Raw genomic sequence first — 21,512 nt, 5'->3', positions numbered from 1 at the left:
TGAATGCCTGAGCATCAAGACGCAGAAGAACCCATTCGCACTTTGCCGCAAGTTACTGATCAACGCCTCTCGCGCGGCTTATGATCAGTTACAGCTGCTTCTCGCAGCTACTGCGTAACATCAGTTATTGAGATGGGTGAACCCCACCCACCCGTACCAAAGCCATCGTGACTTGAAAGGTCGTCTATGAACTGGAAATTGCCGGTCATGCTAGTCACAGCCTGTGCCAATGGGGTGCCGCCTTATGGCAGCTTCACCAGTTGTTTCAGGATACGATCCGCCGCATGGTCCAGGTAACTGTGCTGAACATTACCGGCTAGTTTGACTAAACCATTTTTACTGGCAGCGCCGCGGCTTTGCAAACCCAGAACGGTCTTGAAAGGTTGATCGCTATAGACTTGGTCGTAGTCGTAGACAGGTTCTAACTGTTTCAGCAGACCACCCAACATTGCGCCTGCACTGCCAGGTTTATGGATGTCCTGGCCCAGGGCGTAAACGTAGTAGTCTGCTGTCAGCGTCTTCCTGGCCTTCTGGCTACGAGTTAGTTGCTGCCAATTACCCACAGCAAACTCGCCCCGATCAGCATAGCTGGGATCATATGCCGGAACATGCTCACCCCATTAAGCAATGATTTCATTTTGGTGATTGATATACCCCTGACCTCGGACACCCGCCGTCCATGTTGCACTCCGATAAAGGTCAGATCACGAACACGGTGTGGGTCCAGCTGTTCATTGGCCTCCCCAATGGCTCCGCTGCTGATGCTTTGGGTCCGAGCCGTAGCATAAAAACGGTTAATGTGTTGGTTCATTTCCGAAAGCTTTGCGTAAGCAAGTTATGCAATATGGGTATTTTGAAAATTCGCAGTCATTGCCTGAACCTAGGCGTGTCGCCCCGACACACTGCTTGCTTGGTCATCACTTCTGCAAATGTCCCAAAGTCTAAGGTGTACTAATGATCTACTTCTTATTGATTCTGCTTGCCGTTCTGCTACTTGCTGCCTTTGCCATTAAAACCTCAAAGGAAAGCGATGGTGGTAAGGGTGAAAACTGGCCACTTGTAGTTAAGCGGCCTTTATCGCAACCCGAGCAAGTATTGTATTACCGTCTGATTGAAGCTTTACCAGGGTTTGTCATTCTTCCTCAGGTCAGCTTATCTCGCTTTCTTGATGTCAAGAAAGGAGTGAAGAACCCAATGAGCTGGCTCAATAGAGTGAATCGAATGAGCGTTGACTACTTGGTTTGCAGTCCAGCAATGCAAATCGTGGCTGTGATTGAACTGGATGACGCTAGTCATAAACGCCCAAATCGCATTAAGGCCGACGAAACGAAGAAGCGGGTTTTGACTACAGCGGGCATTCATATCATCCGCTGGCACGTACAGTCGTTACCCAAAGTATCCGCAATTGAAGCAAGACTTCAGTTGGCGCCTGAAATGCCACTTGCCTCAGTTAACTAATCGCCTCAGAACCTGTTCAAAAGAGAAACAACCGCCATGGCTGGTAGCGAATTCGCTTACCGGCCTCCACAGGCCTATGCTAATAACTTGACATAATAATGATTATGGGAAAATTTAGATCAAGCCAAACAGCTTGCAGCATTTCAAATGCGTTACCAAGACCGCGGCTAAATCGAAAACCAAGCGCAACAGCAGCCCCTAAATACTAGGTTGACCACTCATAGTAATAATTAGCAATACCTGATACTCTTAATCTCAGAAAATCCAGAACACCCCGCTTCCCGCTAGAAAGGTCTACACATGCCTAACCCTGGCTTCACAAAAACTATTCTGACCCTTGGCTTGGTTGTCCCGGCCCTTTCTCAACTATTCAGCTGCAACCCGCATTAGTCGGTGTTTCCAGAGGTTCGTATGGGTAAAAAAATCTTACTAATTACATTATGTTGTATTTACATATCAATATTCCTCAATATTCCAGTTTTCTGGAAACGGACGGATTTAATTTTACTTTTCTCTAGTTGTTTATTTCTTTTCTCTTTTTCCTATTTGCCATTGTATTGCGCTAGTTTTTTTGGCGTCAATTCTCTTAAAATAACCGCATCCGCTATACTTATAGCATCATCTGTCGCCAGTTATTTCATGTATTTTTACAATGCTGTTATTGACTATGGAGTAATTCAAGCTGTTTTTACCACAGAAAAAAGTATTACATTAGAAGAAGTCGTAGATTTAAAATTTATTTTGTGGAATGCAATATTCGGGGTGCTACCTATAGGCTTTCTATGGTGGTACAAAATTGAGGTTTCGCCTAAGCGCCCATGGTTTAAATCTCCCGGGGTATGGGTATCCATTCTGTCCGGGCCTGCTTGCATGCTTTTTATTTTTTATTTCTTATCGTCAAGTTTTGACTTGTTTGAAAAGTACGAAGAAGAAAGTAATTTTAAAATGGCGCAGCCTGCTGTCGTCATTGCACAAACGCATATTCCAACCAATTGGATGCTAGCAACAAGCGTATATGCCTATGATTTTTGGCGGCGGCGCCAGGAAAAAGAGATACATTTTGATCCTTCAAAGCATTTTAATTATGTGTTACCAAAATATAATGATGATACATTTGTAGTTGTAGTCATTGGCGAAACAACTCGCTACGACCATATGGGGATCTTTGGTTATGCGCGAAATACAACGCCATTACTAGCTCAAGAAAAAAACATGGTGCCGCTACGTGGACATTCATGTGACACCATCACACGCTCATCGCTGAGTTGTATGTTTGTTCGGCCAGGTGGAACCATAGATAGTTCGATTCAATCCAGACCCATACTTAAAGAAGAAAATGTTTTTAAGGTTTTTAAATCGCTTGGTTTTTCTATGGATCTTTTTTCCACCCAAGGTGAAATCAAATTCTATTTAAGAACGGGTACCGACAGTTTTAAATTTAGTGAGTCCTATGCAGCTGAAGCCAACAATCTTAGACTGCCCATATACGATACAGTCATGCTCCCGGACTTTGCTCATTCGCTCGAAAATCATCCTAACGGGAAACACGTAGTCATACTTCATACTATGGGGTCTCACTATAAATACAGTGTTCGATATACTAAGTCGTTTGATGTGTTTGGTCGGGACAGCCAGGTCAAGGATAGCAATTCAAACAACGAGCTAATTAACACTTATGACAATAGTATCTTATCCACAGATTCGTTTTTATCACATATCTTTGAAAAATTACGCAACAAAAAAGCCGTGCTCATTTATACGTCCGACCATGGGGAATCTTTAGGAGAAAATGGGATATTCAGGCATGGCGCCCCAAAGTCAACTGCGCCTATTGAGCAGCGGAATGTGCCATTTATTATCTGGGCTTCCGACCTTTGGTTAGCTGAAGCTAAAAATCGCGATGCCTTTGAACGTATTCGCCAGAAACAGGATACGACTATCAAGCATGAAACCCTTTTTTCCTCAATGTTGGATTGCCTTGGTATAACTTCTAATAATGGCGGCATCGATAAAAAATACAGTTGGTGTTCTGAGTGAGGCTTACAAGCACCTCGAATAAGTAGGGCACCTCGAAAAACCCTCCGCCCATGGCATGATTCCGACATCCAAAAGTCAGCCTTCCCATCATGATCAAATCCAGTCTGTTTGCCAGTGAAGAACGTGAAGCCAAGCTTGATCAGCTGGGCGATGCTCTGAAGGTCCTGGGGACCCATGTCGATTTTGCCGCACTGGCGGCAGACATTGACCGAGCAGCGCCTCGACCCAGCCGCGCCCGCGGCGGCCGGCCGCCGTTTCCGACGGAATTGATGGTTCGGGTGCTGCTGGTTCAGCAATTATTCAATCTCAGCGATGAGCAGATGGCATTCCAGTTGCTGAATCGCCTGAGTTTCCAGCGCTTTGTCGGTCTACGCTGTAGCAGCCAGATTCCAGACCGTACCACCATTTGGACCTTCAAGGAGCGGCTCATTGCCGCAGGTGCGAGTGACTGCATCTTTGAAGCGGCCAATCGGCAGTTAGCCAAACATGGCTATATTGCACGCGGTGGTCAGATGGTGGATGCCAGCATCGTGCAAGTCCACCCCTTCGCGAGTCTGGCGCAGATGGGTGGAAAAGCCCTACGTTGCATCGGGTTGGCACGCGCCACCTTGAACCTGCACTGGAAGCTTACGCCGCTGTAATGTCAAAAAGTCGGGTTATTCGAGGCGCCCGACCCTGACAATTCACCTTTTGCTGACCGCATCAAAAGCCGGCGCTGACGATAGCCTCAACTTTCTCCTATCTACCCAGTTTGTTCACTTATATCAAAAGGGCGAACCCAAGTCCGCCCTTTTATTTACTCACCGTCCGACCAGCCGCCATGGGCCGCATTTTCAAAACGCGAATAATGGCCCAGGAAGGTGAGCCGTACCGTGCCAGTCGGCCCGTTACGGTGCTTGCTGATAATGATCTCTGCAAGGCCCTTATCAGGAGAATCGGGATTGTAGTATTCGTCGCGATACAGAAACATGATCAAATCCGCATCCTGCTCGATGGCACCGGACTCACGTAAGTCAGACATCATGGGTCGCTTGTTTGGCCGTTGCTCTACCGACCGGGACAACTGCGACAACGCAATCACCGGCACACGCAATTCCTTGGCCAAGCCCTTGAGCGAGCGTGAAATTTCGCCTACTTCTGTGGCGCGATTCTGATCGCGACCAGAGCCGGACATGAGTTGGATATAGTCGATGACAATCAAACCCAGCTTGCCATCAAACTGGCGTGCAAGCCGGCGTGCTCGTGCGCGCAACTCCAGTGCCGTCAGGCCCGGTGTTTCATCAATGAAAATATTGGCTTCAGAAAGCTTGCCCGCTGCATAGGTAAGTTTCTGCCAATCGTCGTCCTCAAAACGACCTGTCTTGATTTTGTGCTGGTCCAGCCGGCCCACTGAGCCCAGCATCCGCATCGCCAGCTGCGCCCCGCCCATTTCCATAGAGAATATAGCGACGGGCTTTTCCGCATCAATTGCGACGTTCTCGGCGATGTTTACCGAGAACGCGGTCTTCCCCATCGAAGGACGACCGGCCACAATAATTAAATCACCCGGCTGCAGGCCGGATGTACGTGCGTCAAGGTCGACGAAGCCTGTTGGGGTACCTGTTACAGCATCGGGGTTGTCGCGGCTGTAAAGTTCATCAATACGGGTGACCACTTCCTTGAGCAAATCCTGCATCGCCAGGAAGCCCTGCTTACCACGTGCAGACTGCTCGGCAATTTCGAATACCTTGCCCTCAGCCTCGTCAAGTAAGTCCGCGGCTTCGCGGCCCGCAGGATTGTAGGCCCCATCGGCAATCTCGGTGCCAATGACAGCAAGCTGACGCATGATCGAGCGCTCGCGCACAATCTCGCCATAGCGCTTGATATTGGCGGCACTGGGTACGTTCTGTGCCAAGCTGCCCAGATAGGTCAACCCACCGATATACGCGAGCTGGTTGTTGTTTTCCAGCGATTCAGCCACCGTAACCGCATCAGCAGGCCGGCCCGTTTCAATCAGACGCGATACATGGCGAAAGATCACCCGGTGGTCATCGCGATAGAAATCGCTTTCATACACGACATCGGCGATGCGGTCCCATGACCGGTTGTCGATCAGCAAGCCACCCAGTACCGATTGCTCGGCCTCAACCGAATGGGGCGGCGTACGAATAGCTGCAATCTGAGGGTCTGCTACGGCAAGCGCCGCGCCAAAATCGAAGTTATCGTCTTGATCGAATTGCATAGGTTCCAACTGAGGCTTAGCATGCGGGGCCGAATGGCTTCGCAAAGAAGCCGTATTCTACCAGCCGTACCCCTTACCCATACTGTTCATGCCGCAAGTTCGTAAATCTATCCTCGTCCCCCACCCTGCCTCGCTGATGTTCTCACTGGTCGACCAAGTGGAGGACTACCCTTCATTTCTGCCCTGGTGCGGCAATACCCAGCTGCACCGGCGTGATGCCGAATGGACGGTTGCCACCATCGGCATCGACTATCTGGGCCTGCGCTCTTCCTTCACCACCGAAAACCACAAAGAAGCCGATGTCATCAACATGGCGCTCAAGGAAGGCCCATTTAAGCGCCTCAACGGTTCTTGGCGCTTTCACGCATTGACGGAAGATGCCTGTAAAGTGGAGTTTGAATTGGACTATGAATTTTCCAATAGCGTGCTGGAAAAGCTGGTGGGACCGGTATTCAACAAAATCGCCACCACCTTTGTCGATGCCTTTGTCAAGGAGGCCGACCGGCGCCATGGCTGACGCCGTGATTATCAACGCGCAAATCTACCAAGCTGCTTCTGCAAAAAAATACGGGGCATTACCCAAAGCAGGTATGCCCCAAACATCGCACAGCAGAGGCCACAGTCGCCAGCCTCAAGCAGCAGGCTTAACTCAATGCATAATAGGGATTAAAGTGCACCCAATCCATACTAAGGGTACTCAGCATAGTTTCCCCACTCCCGCCAGCATCCATAAATGCAGTGGCATTTGGAATTGCAATCCAGCCAACGACGGCAGCGAATGGGATCTTGGTCACATTGACCTCCCCACCAGTCAGATCATCTTTTCTGTAGCCATTTTGTATGATGATTGCCGCCATGTCGTAAGCAGCTTCACGAGCCGGTAACTTTGCCGTATCTACGATGTAGATATATCCGTCCCGTTTACCAGCGCTGCAATAGTAAAAGGCATCTTCAAGTTTCTTGGCCGTAGAAACGCCAGACTGTCCGGTAGCACCCACCGCAAGTCCTAACAGACCCTGCGCTTCCAATAAATTATCGGGTAGACGCAAGTCCTTCCCACCTTCAAAACCATCAATTGCCGCAATATCCGTGGGTATTCTTGAGTCTCCCCGGAATACCAATCCCTGATATGCATACAACCGGTCCTTGCGCTTATTGTCAGCGTGGTACGGCAGCCCCACGACCTCCCCACGCGCACGCTCCTTGGTTAAAAAGTCATAGAGCTCTCGTCTATTCGCAATACTGGCCAGCGTTGCGGTCGTACTTGGCGGCGCAGTTGTAACGGGGGGTGTAGTCGCTGTCGGGGTTGTAGTCGTAACCGGGGGCACACCCGTAACCGGTGGTGTAACCGTAGTTGGGATTGTAGTCGTAACCGGTGGCGTAACCGCAGTCGGGGTTGTAGCTGTAACCGGAGGCACACCCGTAACCGGTGGTGAAGTCGTGCTTGGGTCGGTATTCACCGCTCCATCGACACCCACCGCCATGTTTACCGGAGGAGGAGGGGCGTCATCGCCACCACAGCCCGTCAGCAAAACAACCGACAACAGGCCACATGCCAATGAAGCCTTCCCTAAACTACGCAACCAGGGTTTATTGCTACCCAGGGACGTATTTTCAAGAGCTTGGTTAAAACGATAGTCAACACGATTGCTACTATTCGATTCTAAGGACAAAATCAGGTCTTTCTGTTACGCCATACAGTTCCCTTGCACGGCATTCGGATGGCAAAAAGGAGCGCAGGCTACCTATCGCCTCCATCTATACCTTTCATTTTTCTACCAAGTTTTCGTTTTTTTACCGCCGTAACGGCACTGAATTTCATTCGCATACCGCTTAAAAATCAGTGGTGACGGGGGTCTCAACCCTTCATCGGCGATCAGTGGCTTTCAATATATTTGTTCAAAATCAATCCATTGCCGATGGAGTTTCAAGCAATATGTACATCGAAGTTGCCTACGCTGAGCCCGCCCAACAAAGCCTCGTATCATTGGATTTAGCCGAGGGGTGCACCGTGGAGGATGCCATTCGCGCTTCCGGCCTGCTCACGCGTTTTCCAGGCATTGATCTGTCTGTGAACAAGGTAGGCATCTTTGGCCGCGCCTGCCCACTTAACACGGTATTACGGGAACAAGACCGGGTTGAAATCTACCGCCCCCTATTTGCCGACCCAAAGGTAGTGCGACGCGAACGGGTTGCGGCAGGAAAAACCATGAAAAAGGCCAGTCAGCCCGATTGAAGCCAGGCGACTGGCCCTGTGCTGTGAATACAGGGTCGGCCTAAAAAATCAGGTACGTGAAACTGCCTTATAGCTTGCCAAAGCCTGGGATATACCGGCTACTTTAGGCGCATCACCCAACCCAAATTCTGCTTGTAAACTGGCCTTGTTTGCGCCGATGTAGTCGATTACCCGATCAAGATTGGCCAATCGGTTGCTGATGAAATTGTTGTCGGCATTAAGCATGGCGGCAGACTTGGCAAAGTCGCCGCTAAACGCCTGAATAGTCTCAACGGCCCCCACCTTGTTGCTTGCCAGCACCGAATCCAGCTTTGCGGTATCCAGCGTCGCCAACTTGGTAGTCGGGTCTATCGTCAAGCCTAAGGCTGCCATGCCACGCACGCCATATTGCGCCCCAGTAAAAGGGCTCTCGATGCGTTGGTCCAGTTCGTAACGCGATACTTTGGCGGCATTCGAATCTGCCAGTGCGGCACCCGCCTGCATCTCAGCATCGAACTGTTTAATCCAGGCGTTGTATTCATCGACAAATTCCGTCAACTCGGCCTTGATGTTGCTGTTGTCCGTCGATGTCGTCAGGCCAGCCAGCTCCTCGCTTTCCAGTTTGATATCTCCTAATTCGGTCTTCATTTCTGTGAGGGCGGCAAATTCTGTCTGGTACGATACCTCCCGCTGCCGGATTACGCTCATCATCTTGTAACCGGATTCCGGGTCGAATAGCGACAGATTCCGTCCATCCGCCGACAGGCCATTGGCCCCGCTGGCGGTGGTGCCTGACGTGGATTGGGCTGTTAGCGGATCCGCCGCCTCTTTACTGTCAAAGGCTGCACTGAGCAAAGTACTGAGATTCTGGGACTGGAATTGAGCAAGCTGCACTGCAAAACTACCGGCATCGGCCGTGTCAGCTTGGTTACGCTTGGTATTGGTCAGACTGGTGATAAAACCATTTACTGGATTGGACTGAACAGACATGGCGCACCTCCTACTGGTCGAACTGAATGACGACTACCGCTTTAGCAATAAAAGCAAGAAGCGCACCGCCAGGCGTGCATGATCCGACCAGAGGTAGAACCTGTTCAACGCCTTACTACGCTTCCCTTTTCAGGCCGCATGACGTTGAACAAGCTCGAACGGACACCGCTTGCAGTCACTCGCTCGCAAGCACCGAATCTTCGGGCAACATAGGTGCTTGCGCCGGCTCGTCGAAGCGGACATGTTCGATTTCCACAAACCGCTTACTGATTTTTTCGCTGGAAATCTGCACTTGTTGCGCATCCTCATGCGCTTGGCGGATATGCGTAGCCAAGTTCTTCATGCGAGTGTCAAAACGACGGAAGTCTTCTGACAACCGCGATAATGCCGCCTTGATAATGTGGACCTGCTGGCGGGTTTCCACATCCTTGATCACCGCACGCGCCGTATTCAACACTGCCATCATGGTAGTCGGCGACACAATCCAGACCCGCTTGCCCATGGCGTATTGCACCAGTTCCGGGTTGTAGGCGTGGATCTCGGCGAACACAGCCTCCGCAGGAATAAACATCACCGCACCATCGGCCGTTTCACCAGCAATGATGTATTTATCGGCAATGGCGTCGATATGCTTTTTGACATCGACTCGGAACTGACGCTGGGCAGCTGCCCGCTCGGGTTCGGTTACCGTCGTGCCAAACATGCGGTGATAGTTTTCCAGCGGGAACTTGGAGTCCACCGCTACCATGCCTGTGGGCTCAGGCAACTTCAGCAGGCAATCGGCACGGGTGCCATTCGACAGCGTAGCCTGTAGTTGATAGCTGCTGGTGGGCAGTACATTGCTCACCAGATGTTCCAACTGTACTTCGCCAAAGGCGCCGCGCGAGCGCTTGTCACCCAGCAACTCTTGCAAACTGACCACATTGGTCGTCAGGCCATCGATTTTTTTCTGCGCCTCGTCAATGGTGGCAAGACGCGCCATGACGCTGGCGAAGGTTTCGTTGGTCTTCTTGAAGCCCTCATCAAGGCGCTCGGTCACTTTCCCGGAAATCTGCTCAAGTCTTGTATCAACAGTTTGCGTCAGCTGGCCAATGGTTTGGGTCAGCTGCTCGGTTGTACGCCGCAAGGTGTTGAGCAGAAGTTCCTGCTGGGCCCTGCCCTGTTCACCAACTAGTTTGCTCACCGTCTCCAGCACCTCGGTACGTAACCTATCCTGTTTCTGCTGCACAGTCTGCGAGATATCCGCCAACTGTTTGGCTACCGCCTCGCGGCTATCAGCCAGCGCCTGGGCCTGAGCCATTTGCATTGCTTGCAGCGCACCGGTCTGCGCAATCTGGGCGACTTGGAGCGCTTCCGTCTGGCTGGCCCGCAGGTTATCGAGACCAATGCGCGTGTCCTTGAGCTCGCCCGCCACCGCCTCGCGCAAACGATCAAACGACTGCCCAACGCTATCACGTAAACGCTCGCCAGATTCGATGACACTGCCCCGCAGCCTATCGCTTTGCTCGGCGAAACCCTGCGTCAGCGCCTCAGACTGTCGGCTCAGCCCCGCATGCAAGTCCTGCAGCATGCCGCGATGCTTCTCCTCCAATTGCGCCGTGATCAGGTCAAGCGTTGAGTACTGCGCCTGCGCCAACTGGCCAAGACGCACTACCACCAAGCCGCCGGCCAGCAATATCACCAGCGCAACGATGCTAAACAGGATTTCAAGCATAAGACTAATTCCAAGGGCATTGAGTTTGGCAGCGATGATACGCTGAACACTGCCTGACTTCCGCCCCGGTATCGAGCATCAACCCACAAGTATCTCCAAACCAGTGTAATCATCCCCATTGCATCGCCATCCCGATACTAAATTTTTTTGCTGCGCCACTGACAATGTCCAGCGATTCGATTCCCTTTTGCCGTCAAGCCCGCACGGTCTAATTCCTATCGACAGACCACCACGCCAGGGTAGCGCCCGCTTCAAAGCACCTTGCCTTTCCTTGCCGAGGGTTCCACACTGGAAAACTCAGGGTCATAAGTTACTTTACCTCCCGATGTCGCGTTGCGTAGCCCTTCTACTCCTTCTCACTCCAACCCTGCTTATGGCGGACGAAGCCGTCCAAAGCCATGCAGAGATCAGTGATGCCGCCAGCCAGTTTCTGACAGCCCAGTTGGCCATACATGGCGAACGCGCCACGTTCGAGCTGGGCCGGCTGGATTCCCGTCTCAAGCTGGCCGTCTGCCAGCAGCTCGACGTGAAGCTGGCGCAAGGCAACCGCCTGATTGGCAACAGCAGCCTGCGCGTTGTTTGTAACAAAGGCGCCAAGTGGTCGGTCAATCTACCCGTCGCCATTTCGATTCAAACCGAATACTGGGTAAGTGCTCGCGCACTGCCCGCTGGCCAGGAACTGGGCCCGGAAGACATCGAAAAACGCACCGGTGATTTGTCCCAGCTCCCTCCAAGCATCGTTACCGACTATGCGACTGCCATCGGCCGCACACTGATTGGCGGCGCCCCAGCTGGCGCGCCGATTCGGAATGATCAACTGCGCGCGGCCTTCACCATCAAAGCAAACGAAATGGTCAGGGTCGTCGCCAAAGGCAACGGCTTTGAAGTGGTCAGCGAAGGCCGTGCCATGAGCAATGCCGGGGAAGGCCAACAAGTCAGCGTAAAAATGGTCTCTGGCGCAACCGTGCAAGGCACCGCCCGCGCCAACAGCACCGTGGATGTACGTTACTAGCCGTATTTCTCCTCGCCGGACCGGCTTGTTTTAACGCATTGCCGCAAGTCGCCTGGACCCCCAGCCCCCCCACAAGTAGAATCGCCTGTCTTACCTCGCTGATCACCCTATTTAATTTCATGCTGGTATTTCGCGGCGCTCCTTTTCGTTCTGTCGGCCCCTGTGCACTTACCATCGGTAATTTCGATGGCCTGCACCGGGGGCATCGTGCCATGCTCGATCGCCTTGTTGCAGAGGCTAAGCGCATGGGCCTACCTGCCGCGGTCCTGACCTTCGAGCCGCACCCCCGCGAGCTATTCACACCCGACGCTGCACCCGCAAGGCTGTCGAGCTTGCGCGAAAAGCTGGAGTTGCTGCGGGAGGCCGGCATAGACCGTGTCTATATCGCGCATTTTCGCCATGCCTTTGCCGCGCTCAGCGCAGAAGATTTTGCCAGTGATATCGTGGCGAAACAGATTGATGCCCGCTATGTGCTGGTCGGCGATGACTTCCGCTTCGGCAAGAGCCGCAGCGGAGACCACGCCAAACTGGCGTTGCTGGGGCACCAACTCGGTTTTCTGGCAGAAGCCATGCCCGAAATCGCTGTGGATGGCCAACGTGCTTCCAGCACCGCCGTACGCGAGGCGCTGGCGCGGGGTGACATGGATGCTGCCAATCAGCTGCTGGGTCGCCCCTACAGCATCAGCGGCCGCGTCAAACATGGCCGTAAGTTAGGGCGCGAAATCGGCTTTCCCACCGCCAATATCCAGGTGAAGCACAATCGCCCGCCGCTGATGGGTATCTTCGTGGTGGAAGTCCATGGCCTAGGTCAACCGATAGCCGGCGCGGCCAGCCTGGGGTTGCAACCCACGGTGGATCAATCCGGTCGGATGTCGCTGGAGGTACACCTGCTTGACTTCGAGGGCGATATCTACGGCAAGCACCTACGGGTCGATTTCCTCAAGAAGCTGCGCGACGAGGAAAAATACGATGGGTTGGCACCGCTGATAGCCCAGATAACCATCGACGTGGAAAACGCCCGCGCCTATTACCGCGAACGTCGTCACAGCGAACGAATTAGCCTCCCCCGTTCGTGAGCGAGCGGGGGCAGCACGAACTACGCCGGCTGGCGATATGCGCGAGCCGTGATCCTGAAATTACCGAGTTGAATACCATGTCTGAACAAAACAAGTACCCTGTCAACCTGCTTGACACGCCTTTCCCCATGCGCGGCGACCTGGCAAAGCGCGAACCCAGCTTCCTGCAGCGCTGGCAAGACCAGAAGCTTTATGAACGGGTACGCCAAGCCAGCGCAGGCCGGCCCAAGTTCATCCTGCATGATGGCCCACCCTACGCCAACGGCGACATCCACATCGGCCATGCTGTCAACAAGGTGCTCAAGGACATCATCGTCAAGACCAAGATCCTGTCGGGCTTTGATGCGCCCTATGTGCCGGGCTGGGATTGCCATGGTCTGCCAATCGAGCATCAAATCGAGAAGATCGTAAAGAGCGATAAGACAGCGGTAGCCGCCAATCCGGCCATCCATGCCAAGATCGTCGCCTTCCGCAAGGAAAACGGCCTCGACGAAAAAGCGATTCGCCTGCCTGCCGATTTCGTCCGCACGCTGTGCCGTGAATACGCCGACACTCAGATCGAACGGCAGAAGAAGGATTTCATCCGCTTAGGCATCACCGGTGATTGGGACAACCCATACAAGACCATGGCTTTCAATACCGAAGCCAACATCATCCGCACGATAGGCGAGGTGTATCGCAACGGTTATCTGGTCAAAGGCCAGAAGCCGGTGCACTGGTGTGTTGACTGTGGTTCGTCTCTGGCAGAAGCCGAAGTCGAGTACGAAGACAAGAACAGCCCCGCTATCGACGTCGCCTTCCCAGTCAAAGACCAAGCCGCCCTAGCCCAAGCGTTTGGCCTGCCGCTGCAGAAAATTGCCGACGTACCCGCCTATGCCGTGATCTGGACCACCACGCCGTGGACGCTGCCCGCCAACTATGCCGTGTGCGTCCACCCGGAACTGACCTATGACCTGATCCAGACGCCCAAGGGATTGTTGATTTTGGTGCGCGAACTGGCCGAAACCGCCATCAAGCGCTTTGGCTTCGAATCCGTGGAAGTCGTGGCACAAGCCCATGGCAGCAAACTCGAACATCTGAAGCTGGCACACCCATTTTACGACCGCGAGTCAGTTGTCATTCTGGGTAACCACGTCACAACCGATGCAGGTACCGGCTTGGTGCATACCGCCCCGGCGCATGGCTTGGACGACTGGCTGGTTGCCCAACACTATGGACTGCCCGATGACAACCCCGTGGGTAACGACGGGCGCTATAAGCCCGGCGTAGAACTGTTCGAAGGCAAGACAGTATGGGAAGGTAACCCGCTGATCATCGAGAAACTGGCCGCAAACGATCTGCTGCTCGCCAGCGTGCGCCTCAACCACAGCTATCCCCATTGCTGGCGGCATAAGACGCCCATCATCTTCCGTGCAACGGCTCAGTGGTTCATCAGCATGGAAAAACCCGGCCACGCCGGCGTCTCGCTGCGTTCGGTTGCCCAAAAAGCGGTGGACGACACCGAGTTCTTCCCCGACTGGGGTCGACCACGCCTGGAAGCCATGATCAATAATCGCCCAGACTGGTGCGTATCGCGCCAGCGTAACTGGGGCACACCGATGACCTTCTTCGTCCACAAAGTCACTGGCGAATTGCACCCACGCTCGTTGGAACTACTGGAAATCGTTGCCAAGAAGGTGGAAGAGACCGGCATCAATGCGTGGTTCCTACTTGATGCAGCGGAATTGCTAGGCGACGAAGCCAGAGACTACGACAAACTCAACGATACCCTGGATGTCTGGTTAGATTCCGGGTCAACCCATTTTGCGGTGCTCAAACAACGCCCAGCGCTGGCTTGGCCAGCCGACCTTTACCTGGAGGGTTCCGATCAGCACCGTGGCTGGTTCCAGTCTTCGTTGCTCACTGGTTGCGCCACCACAGGCCGTGCGCCCTTTAAGCAGCTCCTGACCCATGGCTTCACCGTCGATGGCAAGGGCGAGAAGATGTCGAAGTCCAAAGGGAATGTGGTCGCGCCACAGAAGGTAATCGACCAATACGGCGCCGATATGCTGCGCCTTTGGGCCGCCAGTACCGACTACTCCGGCGAGATGAGCATCTCGGACGAGATCCTCAAGCGCGTCGCCGACAGCTATCGCCGCATGCGCAATACGCTGCGCTTTCTGCTGGCCAACCTGAGCGACTTCGACGCCACCAAGGACCTCGTCGCCGTCGACCAGATGCTGACCATCGACCGTTACGCCCTGGTCATGGCCCAGCAGTTCCACGATGCAGTAACGGCAGACTACGCACGCTATAGCTTCCACACCGCAATGCAGGCCGTACACCACTACTGCGCTGATGACCTCGGCGGCTTTTACCTCGATATTCTGAAAGACCGGCTCTATACCACCGCTGCCAGCAGCCCGGCCCGCCGCTCGGCCCAGACCGCGCTGTATCACATCACCCGCAGCTTGGCGCTATTGCTGGCCCCTGTGCTCAGTTTTACCGCCGACGAGGTATGGAACACCTTGAACGGACATGCCGACGACAACACGCTGCTGAATACGTGGTACGACATTCCGCAACCAGCCGACGCGGCAACCCTGGCAAGCGATTGGGCTGGTGTGCGTGATGTGGTAGCGCTGTCCAAAAAGGAAATGGAAGTCCTGCGCGAAGCCGGCAGTATTGGTTCCAGCCTGCAAGCCGAACTTGCCATCACTGCCGATGCCAAGTTGTACCCACTACTGGCAGCGCTGGGTGATGACCTGAAATTTGTGCTGATTGTCTCCAATCTGCAGTTAACCACAGGTGATGAAACCAGCATCAGCGTACAACCATCAGCCGCAGCCAAGTGCGAACGCTGCTGGCACTACCGCAGCGATGTAGGCAGCCACGCCGAGCACGCCACCTTGTGCGGCCGTTGCGTCAGCAATCTGTTTGGCTCGGGCGAGGTACGTAAACATGCTTAGACGCGGTATGGCCCGCTGGCTGTGGTTGGCAGCCGCGATTGTGCTGCTCGATCAACTCAGCAAGCAGTTGATCGAGCATATGATGCATTATGGCGACAGTTTCCCGATCACCCCATTTTTCAACCTTGTGCTGACCTACAACCCGGGTGCGGCATTCAGTTTTCTGGCAGATGCCGGCGGTTGGCAAAAACACTTCTTCACCGGCCTGGCGCTTGTGGTGTCGGTAGTCATCATCAATATGTTGCGCAAACACCATGCCGAAACCCGCTTTGCCTGGGCGCTATCGTTGATTCTGGGCGGGGCAATCGGCAATGTCATCGACCGCATGATCTACGGGCATGTAATCGACTTTATCCAGCTGTATTACGGCCGTTTCTACTGGCCGGCTTTCAATGTTGCCGACTCTGCCATCTGTGTTGGCGCAGCGCTGATGGTATTGGACAGCTTTTACAGCAAGCCCAAGTACACGCGGTAGGCGCCTCACGGCGGACAGATCCCTGGCGAACGCAATGCGTGCCAGGGATCTGCCGTTCAAATATTTTTGCCTGCGTCACGTCACATCAGCCGGTCGAGCGGGCTGACCACGCCCTTCCCGTCCTGATTTAACAGCAGCGTGTATATCTGCGTGGTGGTCAGGTCCTTGTGGCCCAACAACGATTGCACCGTTCGGATTTCATAGCCCGACTCTAACAAATGTATGGCAAACGAGTGCCGTAGCGTATGCGGCGTAGCCTGTTTACCCACGTCGCTCAGTGGTACGGCACGCCGCATGGCTCGCTGCACCTGTTGCTCGTCAATATGATGCCGTCGCACCGCGCCGGTACGCGCGTCAACCGTGCGTGCCCCAGCCGGAAATACATACTGCCACTCCCATTCCTTTGCCGCTGTCGGGTGTTTACGCGCCACGGCGGTCGGAAGCGATACTTGGCCAAAGCCTTCCGCCAGGTCCTGATTATAGATGCCATTTGCGATCGCCAGCTGATCACGCAAGGGCTGCACCAAGGCATTGGGCAACAGGGTTATCCTATCTTTGCCCCCCAAGCGGTCCCTTACCAGCACCTCACCCCGATCAAAATCCAAGTCCGCGACACGTAGCCGGCATCCTTCCATCAACCGCATACCGGTGCCGTACAGCAGGCGCAAAATCAGCCCCGGCGTGCCATCCACCAACGCCAATAGCCGTACGGTTTCAGCTACCGTCAGCACAACGGGTAGTTGCAAAGGTTTTTCGGCGCGCGATATTTCATCAAGCCAGGGTAAATCCAAGCCCAGTACTTCGCGGTAAAGAAACAACAAAGCGGACAGGGCGACATTTTGGGTGGCGGGAGAGGCTTTGCCTTCCACGGCGAGATGCGTGAGAAAAGCCTGCATCTCTGGCTTTGCCAATTCCTGTGGAAGACGTCCGCCATGAAAATGGACAAAACGTCGAACCCATTGCAAATATGCCTGCTCAGTTCGCGAACTATATTGTTTGTTTTGTATGCACTCACGAACTTGACTCAACAACTCGGTTGGTGAAACAGGCAAAGAGACTGACAGGGTCACGGCAACACTCGCAGCGCTGATAGAAAATCCAGTCTAGACCACGCAATAGATCAAATACACAAGCCAATACCAGAACTCTGTATTTGGGTTATCCGTCAAAAACTAATAAAATCAGACGCTGTTTTTCTGAAAAAGCATTTATCTTCCCCCATACCCTCTGTCCGCAGCTTCCGGCTCTCTCAAGACCTTACTCGCCTCAACTGGCACAATACGGCCCTTCGGCCCGTCGGGCCTGGTTTAGATGAGTAGCAGCGTGATGTTGATGGTTACCGAGCCGCATGGCCGCAAAGCAAATAGTGTGGGGCTGCAGCCCTGGGTGGGTGCAACACCATGGGCGGGTCGCGCATGCTGAAAACCCCAAATCGTGTGTTGTCATTTATCCCACCCATGACACAACTCAACACGCCTTATCCCTCCACTGCCTACCTAACAGGGTTCCTGCGTTCACGCGGAATCGATGCGGTACAGGAAGACCTGGCCCTGGCCTTGGTCCTGAAACTTATTTCAAGCGAGGGTCTGGCGCAGATACGCGATGTGATTGCGACGATCGCCGTGCACGACCGAACTGCGTTGGTCCATGGCTTTTTTGAGCACTTCGACCTGTATGCCGCCACCATCGCCCCCACCATCGCATTTCTGCAAGGGCGCGATTCGACGGTAGCGCACCGCATTTGCGGGCGGCGCTTTCTACCCGAAGGTCCACGCTTTGATTCGTTGGATGTCTACGTCGATCCAAACGACCCGGATGGTGGTGACCCGTTGGCCTGGGCATTCGGTGCACTCGGCCTACAGGACCGCGCTCGCCATCTTGCCACGTTGTATTTAAACGACATCGCCGATGTCGTGCGCGATGCTATTGACCCACGTTTTGAATTCGTCCGCTATGCCGAATCGCTGGCGCAGGCTCAACCAACTTTCGAGCCCCTGGCCCAGGCGCTGGCAGCACCGCGTAATCTGGTCGATGAGACCCTGCATGCATTGACCTTGGCTGCGCTGGAAAAACATCAGCCTAATCTGGTGCTCTTGTCGGTACCTTTTCCTGGGGCCGTCTATGCCGCCTTGCGTATCGCCCAATCCATCAAGGCGCATGCCCCAGGTATCGCTATTGGCCTTGGTGGCGGCTTTGTGAATACGGAGCTGCGCGAGCTGAAGGAACCCCGCCTGTTCGACTATGTGGACTATGTAACGCTGGACTCGGGCGAAAAACCACTTTTGGCGCTGCTGGAACATCTGGATGGCAGACGCTCAAAGCAACGGCTGGTGCGCACTTTTGTGCGTGATGCCCAAACGCAAGCCGTGCGCTACATCAATTTCATGGAAGCCGACATCCCCTTTGAGGATTGGGGTACACCCACCTGGGACGGCCTGCCGCTGGACAGGTATCTGTCGCTGCTCGACATGCTCAACCCCATGCATAGGCTGTGGAGTGACGGACGTTGGAACAAACTGACCGTTGCCCATGGCTGCTATTGGAAGAAATGCAGCTTTTGCGATGTGACGCTGGACTATATCTCCCGCTACGAGACGGCATCGGCCGCCACCTTGGTGGACCGTATCGAAGCCATCATCGCCGAGACCGGTCAGACGGGCTTCCATTTCGTCGATGAAGCCGCACCACCCAAGATGCTGCGGGCGCTGGCGGAAGAACTGCTGCGCCGCAATGTGTCGATTTCGTGGTGGGGCAATATCCGCTTCGAAAAATCATTTACGCCCGAGCTATGCCAACTGCTGGCCGATAGCGGGTGCATTGCCATCTCAGGGGGACTTGAAGTCGCATCAGACCGCCTGTTGAAGCTGATGAAGAAAGGCGTATCGGTTGATCAGGTAGCGCGGGTCACCCACGGGTTTACCGAGGCAGGCATTCTGGTACATGCCTACTTGATGTACGGCTTTCCGACGCAAACGGTGCAGGATACGGTCGATGCACTCGAATATGTACGGCAGTTGTTCGAAGCAGGTTGTATTCAATCGGGATTCTTCCATCGATTCGTGTGCACCGTTCACTCGCCGGTTGGCCAGCATCCCGAGGAATACGGTGTCACCCTGCAAACCTTGCCCGATATCACCTTTGCCAAAAATGACGTCGGCTTCAGCGACCCCAGCGGCGTCGACCACAGCCCGCTGGGCGAGGCACTGAACAAGGCGTTATATAACTTCATGCACGGCATTGCCGTGGACGACGACGTACGCCGCTGGTTCAGCGGTCGCGTACCGCGTACGCAAGTACCCCGCAACTTTATCGCTCGGGCGCTTGCACCACGCTGACAAGGCAAAAAACCACGCAGAGACATGCAGGCCTAGCACAGGCCAAGTCACCAAGCAGATATTTTTCAGCTTAGGGACAGATTCACGACGAAGGTGTGGCTTTGAAGTGCAAATAAGCGGGGATTAGTAACAGAACGCCCGGCTTTACCTACAGTTTGCCAAAATTTGGCAATAATTCATGCGTCACGCCAACAGCGGCCACGCTGGCTGGCATCCATTCCCCAGCTGCCCTCGAAAGCGCATTACGCCATGATTCCGCTACGACAGCGTTGCCTGTTTGCATTACTCGTCTTGACTTCCGTCCTGAGTGCTTCGGCATCCGCAGATACGCTAACTGCCTACACCGAAGAGTGGCCGCCTTACAACTACACCGAAGGGGGGGTAATCAAGGGAATCGCCACCGACATCCTGCATGCCGTCTGCGCCGAAATCAAAATCAATTGCGCCATCAACATGGTGCCCTGGGCCCGAGGTTATGCGCTTACCCTCAGCACACCCAATACCCTTGTTTACACGACTGCGCGCAAAGCAGAACGTGAAAAAGCATTTGCCTGGGTGGGCCCAATTCTACCCCGGACAACCTGGGTGTATGCCCGCAGCGGCGTAGATGCCGTACCGGACACTGTCTCGGCTTTGCAACATTTCCGCATTGGCGTCGTACGCGGTGAAGCCTCGACGGCCGACCTGCAGGCTGCCAAAGTTCCGCTAAGTGCCCTCGTCTTCGAAAATTCCGACGCCGGTGTGATGAAACTGCTCAACGCAGGGTTGGTAGATGTGATGATCAATACCGAGGCCGGCATGGCCTGGAACTTGAAGTTGACCGGCATGGAACCAAGGGCTGTCAAAAAGCTGTTCAAGTTCAACGATGATGGCGGCTATTACTTTGCCTTGAACCTGAGAACCGACCCCGCCATCATCGCCAACATGCAATCAGCCCTAGATGCCATGCGCCGCGATGGCAGGCTGCAAGCCTTGATCCGACGCTATTGAATCCAATCTACGTCAAGGACAGGGTACGCCCCACTGCAGATACTAAGCAGCTTGCTGGCGGCTACGCCCCATCCAAGCGCCACTCAGAATCAATACCAGCGCCACGGCAGCCTGCCATGCGAACTGGCCTGCACCGAACAACGCAAGCAGTGCCGTTGACAACAATGGGGTGAGATAGGCCAGCGTGCCAATCGCACGCGCATCGCCACGCTTGAGTGCGGCATCCCACAGGAAGAACGACGCCCTCATCGGACCCAAACCGAGTAATGCCAGTCTGCCCCATTCACCGGCGCTCAGCGTGTAGGCCGGCTCCAGTAACGCATGCGCCAGCAGCGACAGCAGCCCCGATGCCAAACAGAATCCGCCTATGGCACCGGTTGGAAAAGGCGGCACGCGGCGGGTAAGCAATGAATAGCTGGCCCACATGACGGCAGCCAGCGCCGCCAGTAGATAACCTAACCCATGCTGGCCTTGTAGCGACAGGCTGCTTTTGCCCAGCACCACCAACACACAACCTGCCAAACCCAGGAAGCCACCAATCCAATGACGGGCTTCAAGCTTGGTGGGAGGCAGCAGAATTGGCGAAAGCAGCACCAACAATAGGGGCCACAGATAATTGATCAGGTTTGCTTCAAGTGGTGGTGCATAACGCAGGGCGATGAACAAGCAAAAGTGATAACCGAATAGCCCATAACAGCCCAACAGCAGGGTTTTTTTCGGTACACGCCAATCGCGCCAGCGCGGCAACCCGCACAAGCCGCCTATGCATAACGCCAAACCCACCAATAGAAAAGGGGGCACCTGCCCCAGTTGAACCGACAACAGCGCCAACGAACTCGAGATCAGGATGGCGGCCAGGGCATAGAGTGTTGCAGCAGACATGGGCGTATCCGTAAAAATCGAGGCGTCAGTGTAGGCAGGGGTACTCCCCGACGGAACTGCGGTAAACCGCAAGACTGACAAGATATATTCCCTGCGCAGCCAGATGTTCATATAACTGACCGGTATGGCATATTCGCACTTCATTCGACGGGTAGAGGA

General features: G+C 54.1%; 18 protein-coding genes. 11 read left to right on the top strand and 7 right to left on the bottom strand.

Annotated features, from left to right (window positions below):
- Positions 1-242: 242 nt before the first annotated feature.
- Complete coding sequence (locus CSQ89_RS22850) at positions 243-563, bottom strand: hypothetical protein (protein WP_186293364.1); 321 nt, start codon at positions 561-563, stop codon at positions 243-245.
- A 391-nt stretch (positions 564-954) separates the two neighbouring features.
- On the opposite strand from CSQ89_RS22850, the gene CSQ89_RS05730 reads away from it, so the two are divergent.
- From CSQ89_RS05730 to CSQ89_RS05720, 3 genes are all read left to right on the top strand, one after another.
- Positions 955-1,458 (top strand): DUF2726 domain-containing protein, encoded by a 504-nt coding sequence (locus CSQ89_RS05730; RefSeq protein WP_099405221.1) that lies wholly within the window; start codon positions 955-957, stop codon positions 1,456-1,458.
- A gap of 411 nt (positions 1,459-1,869) precedes the next feature.
- Entirely contained in the window at positions 1,870-3,495 is a 1,626-nt protein-coding gene (gene eptB, locus CSQ89_RS05725) for a kdo(2)-lipid A phosphoethanolamine 7''-transferase (RefSeq protein ID WP_099405220.1), read from the top strand.
- An 89-nt stretch (positions 3,496-3,584) separates the two neighbouring features.
- Complete coding sequence (locus CSQ89_RS05720) at positions 3,585-4,136, top strand: transposase (protein ID WP_199065248.1); 552 nt, start codon at positions 3,585-3,587, stop codon at positions 4,134-4,136.
- A 155-nt stretch (positions 4,137-4,291) separates the two neighbouring features.
- Here CSQ89_RS05720 and dnaB read toward each other — a convergent pair whose 3' ends face one another.
- Positions 4,292-5,716 carry a replicative DNA helicase gene (dnaB, locus tag CSQ89_RS05715; RefSeq protein WP_099405219.1) on the bottom strand — a complete coding sequence of 475 codons (1,425 nt, stop codon included), beginning with the start codon at positions 5,714-5,716 and terminating at the stop codon, positions 4,292-4,294.
- Between the two features lie 88 nt (positions 5,717-5,804).
- On the opposite strand from dnaB, the gene CSQ89_RS05710 reads away from it, so the two are divergent.
- Positions 5,805-6,233 carry a type II toxin-antitoxin system RatA family toxin gene (locus CSQ89_RS05710; RefSeq protein WP_099405218.1) on the top strand — a complete coding sequence of 143 codons (429 nt, stop codon included), beginning with the start codon at positions 5,805-5,807 and terminating at the stop codon, positions 6,231-6,233.
- Positions 6,234-6,360: 127 nt separating this feature from the next.
- On the opposite strand, the gene CSQ89_RS21985 is transcribed toward CSQ89_RS05710, so the two are convergent.
- Positions 6,361-7,260 carry a hypothetical protein gene (locus CSQ89_RS21985; protein ID WP_143747051.1) on the bottom strand — a complete coding sequence of 300 codons (900 nt, stop codon included), beginning with the start codon at positions 7,258-7,260 and terminating at the stop codon, positions 6,361-6,363.
- Between the two features lie 392 nt (positions 7,261-7,652).
- Here CSQ89_RS21985 and CSQ89_RS05700 point away from each other — a divergent pair, with 392 nt between their 5' ends.
- Positions 7,653-7,952, top strand: coding sequence for an RnfH family protein (locus tag CSQ89_RS05700; RefSeq protein ID WP_099405216.1), 300 nt, complete (start codon positions 7,653-7,655; stop codon positions 7,950-7,952).
- A 48-nt stretch (positions 7,953-8,000) separates the two neighbouring features.
- Here CSQ89_RS05700 and fliD read toward each other — a convergent pair whose 3' ends face one another.
- Positions 8,001-8,921 carry a flagellar filament capping protein FliD gene (gene fliD / locus CSQ89_RS05695; protein ID WP_099405215.1) on the bottom strand — a complete coding sequence of 307 codons (921 nt, stop codon included), beginning with the start codon at positions 8,919-8,921 and terminating at the stop codon, positions 8,001-8,003.
- Between the two features lie 175 nt (positions 8,922-9,096).
- The gene (locus CSQ89_RS05690; protein WP_099405214.1) at positions 9,097-10,635 is read right to left on the bottom strand and encodes a DNA recombination protein RmuC; all 1,539 of its coding nucleotides are present in this window, start codon (positions 10,633-10,635) and stop codon (positions 9,097-9,099) included.
- A 373-nt stretch (positions 10,636-11,008) separates the two neighbouring features.
- Between CSQ89_RS05690 and flgA the strand changes: the two genes are divergently transcribed.
- The 4 genes from flgA (at position 11,009) to lspA (ending at position 16,146) form a co-directional block, all read left to right on the top strand.
- Positions 11,009-11,647: a flagellar basal body P-ring formation chaperone FlgA gene (gene flgA, locus CSQ89_RS05685; RefSeq protein WP_158228909.1), complete on the top strand. Its 639-nt coding sequence runs from the start codon at positions 11,009-11,011 to the stop codon at positions 11,645-11,647.
- Positions 11,648-11,766: 119 nt separating this feature from the next.
- Positions 11,767-12,723, top strand: a complete 957-nt coding sequence (locus tag CSQ89_RS05680) for a bifunctional riboflavin kinase/FAD synthetase (protein WP_099405212.1) — start codon at positions 11,767-11,769, stop codon at positions 12,721-12,723.
- A gap of 77 nt (positions 12,724-12,800) precedes the next feature.
- Positions 12,801-15,671: an isoleucine--tRNA ligase gene (gene ileS / locus CSQ89_RS05675; protein ID WP_099405229.1), complete on the top strand. Its 2,871-nt coding sequence runs from the start codon at positions 12,801-12,803 to the stop codon at positions 15,669-15,671.
- Positions 15,664-16,146, top strand: coding sequence for a signal peptidase II (lspA, locus tag CSQ89_RS05670; protein ID WP_099405211.1), 483 nt, complete (start codon positions 15,664-15,666; stop codon positions 16,144-16,146). Before ileS ends, lspA begins: the two co-directional genes overlap by 8 nt.
- 80 nt (positions 16,147-16,226) lie before the next feature.
- On the opposite strand, the gene CSQ89_RS05665 is transcribed toward lspA, so the two are convergent.
- The gene (locus tag CSQ89_RS05665) at positions 16,227-17,216 is read right to left on the bottom strand and encodes an integron integrase (RefSeq protein WP_233202968.1); all 990 of its coding nucleotides are present in this window, start codon (positions 17,214-17,216) and stop codon (positions 16,227-16,229) included.
- 345 nt (positions 17,217-17,561) lie between these two features.
- On the opposite strand from CSQ89_RS05665, the gene CSQ89_RS05660 reads away from it, so the two are divergent.
- Both CSQ89_RS05660 and CSQ89_RS05655 read left to right on the top strand, forming a co-directional pair.
- Positions 17,562-19,481 carry a B12-binding domain-containing radical SAM protein gene (locus CSQ89_RS05660; RefSeq protein ID WP_099405227.1) on the top strand — a complete coding sequence of 640 codons (1,920 nt, stop codon included), beginning with the start codon at positions 17,562-17,564 and terminating at the stop codon, positions 19,479-19,481.
- Between the two features lie 249 nt (positions 19,482-19,730).
- Positions 19,731-20,471: a substrate-binding periplasmic protein gene (locus CSQ89_RS05655; protein WP_099405210.1), complete on the top strand. Its 741-nt coding sequence runs from the start codon at positions 19,731-19,733 to the stop codon at positions 20,469-20,471.
- A 42-nt stretch (positions 20,472-20,513) separates the two neighbouring features.
- On the opposite strand, the gene CSQ89_RS05650 is transcribed toward CSQ89_RS05655, so the two are convergent.
- Entirely contained in the window at positions 20,514-21,353 is an 840-nt protein-coding gene (locus CSQ89_RS05650; protein ID WP_099405226.1) for a DMT family transporter, read from the bottom strand.
- Positions 21,354-21,512: the final 159 nt, after the last annotated feature.

Origin of the sequence: Chitinimonas sp. BJB300 (assembly GCF_002735695.1) — a bacterium.
Classification (GTDB): Bacteria; Pseudomonadota; Gammaproteobacteria; order Burkholderiales; family Chitinimonadaceae; genus Chitinimonas.
This window is presented reverse-complemented; position numbering and strand designations above follow the sequence as displayed.

Excerpts from the sequence above, each read along its gene's own strand:
- CSQ89_RS05700 (WP_099405216.1), top strand. The coding sequence starts at position 7,653 with ATGTACATCGAAGTTGCCTACGCTGAGCCCGCCCAACAAAGCCTCGTA.
- eptB (WP_099405220.1), top strand. The coding sequence starts at position 1,870 with ATGGGTAAAAAAATCTTACTAATTACATTATGTTGTATTTACATATCA.
- lspA (WP_099405211.1), top strand. The coding sequence starts at position 15,664 with ATGCTTAGACGCGGTATGGCCCGCTGGCTGTGGTTGGCAGCCGCGATT.
- CSQ89_RS05655 (WP_099405210.1), top strand. The coding sequence starts at position 19,731 with ATGATTCCGCTACGACAGCGTTGCCTGTTTGCATTACTCGTCTTGACT.
- CSQ89_RS05660 (WP_099405227.1), top strand. The coding sequence starts at position 17,562 with ATGCTGAAAACCCCAAATCGTGTGTTGTCATTTATCCCACCCATGACA.
- CSQ89_RS05720 (WP_199065248.1), top strand. The coding sequence starts at position 3,585 with ATGATCAAATCCAGTCTGTTTGCCAGTGAAGAACGTGAAGCCAAGCTT.
- flgA (WP_158228909.1), top strand. The coding sequence starts at position 11,009 with ATGGCGGACGAAGCCGTCCAAAGCCATGCAGAGATCAGTGATGCCGCC.
- ileS (WP_099405229.1), top strand. The coding sequence starts at position 12,801 with ATGTCTGAACAAAACAAGTACCCTGTCAACCTGCTTGACACGCCTTTC.
- CSQ89_RS05730 (WP_099405221.1), top strand. The coding sequence starts at position 955 with ATGATCTACTTCTTATTGATTCTGCTTGCCGTTCTGCTACTTGCTGCC.
- CSQ89_RS05710 (WP_099405218.1), top strand. The coding sequence starts at position 5,805 with ATGCCGCAAGTTCGTAAATCTATCCTCGTCCCCCACCCTGCCTCGCTG.
- CSQ89_RS05690 (WP_099405214.1), bottom strand. The coding sequence starts at position 10,635 with ATGCTTGAAATCCTGTTTAGCATCGTTGCGCTGGTGATATTGCTGGCC.
- dnaB (WP_099405219.1), bottom strand. The coding sequence starts at position 5,716 with ATGCAATTCGATCAAGACGATAACTTCGATTTTGGCGCGGCGCTTGCC.
- CSQ89_RS05680 (WP_099405212.1), top strand. The coding sequence starts at position 11,767 with ATGCTGGTATTTCGCGGCGCTCCTTTTCGTTCTGTCGGCCCCTGTGCA.
- fliD (WP_099405215.1), bottom strand. The coding sequence starts at position 8,921 with ATGTCTGTTCAGTCCAATCCAGTAAATGGTTTTATCACCAGTCTGACC.
- CSQ89_RS05650 (WP_099405226.1), bottom strand. The coding sequence starts at position 21,353 with ATGTCTGCTGCAACACTCTATGCCCTGGCCGCCATCCTGATCTCGAGT.